Origin of the sequence: Enterobacter sp. IF2SW-B1 (genome assembly GCF_001743375.1) — a bacterium.
Classification (GTDB): Bacteria; Pseudomonadota; Gammaproteobacteria; order Enterobacterales; family Enterobacteriaceae; genus Enterobacter; species Enterobacter bugandensis.
The window spans coordinates 1-540 of sequence record NZ_MJAA01000172.1; the positions used below are offsets into that span (position 1 = coordinate 1).

Here is a 540-nt window from a genome sequence, read left to right on the forward strand (position 1 = left end):
TTAAAGCATTGTTAACTTTATCCTCATGTACACAGATCACATCACAAGTATTTTCATAACTCATATAAAATCACACCCTAAATTAAAATATAAATCCTAAAATTGTTTGAATAGTGTCATTTTCAATAATAATAAATAAACCTAAAGCTATATAAATAATAGCCATAATCCAACGACTAAATTTCTCAACAATTTCTCCAATTCCTGGGATATTAGCTAATTTTTGTGCAGTAAACACCAAGAAGAAAATTAAAATTAAAAAGACAAACAGAGTAAGTAATAAATTAGTAACACTTAATGTCACAAAATACGGAACAAATAAACCAATATTATCGGCGCCACAACTTGCTATCGTAACAATTGCAACCGTACCAACTAATTTAGACAATCCTTTTTCATTCAATTCTTTTTTAGCTCTCTTTTCTCCTTCACAATCATCATAAATAGCCACTTTAATTCCAAGATAAATTGGTATTAAACCCAATAAACCTAATATCCACTTTTCTGGAACATAATTTAATACAAAAGCTAAAAACAAAC

The 540-nt window shown here is 27.8% G+C and carries 1 protein-coding gene and 1 pseudogene; both read right to left on the minus strand.

From position 1 onward, the window contains the following. Positions 1–64, minus strand: a pseudogene (locus tag A6013_RS27140) (transcriptional regulator); the annotation flags it as partial. Positions 65–82: 18 nt separating this feature from the next. Further along, on the minus strand, positions 83–540 hold a 458-nt coding region (cadD, locus tag A6013_RS24125), incomplete at its 5' end, for a cadmium resistance transporter CadD (RefSeq protein ID WP_069733884.1).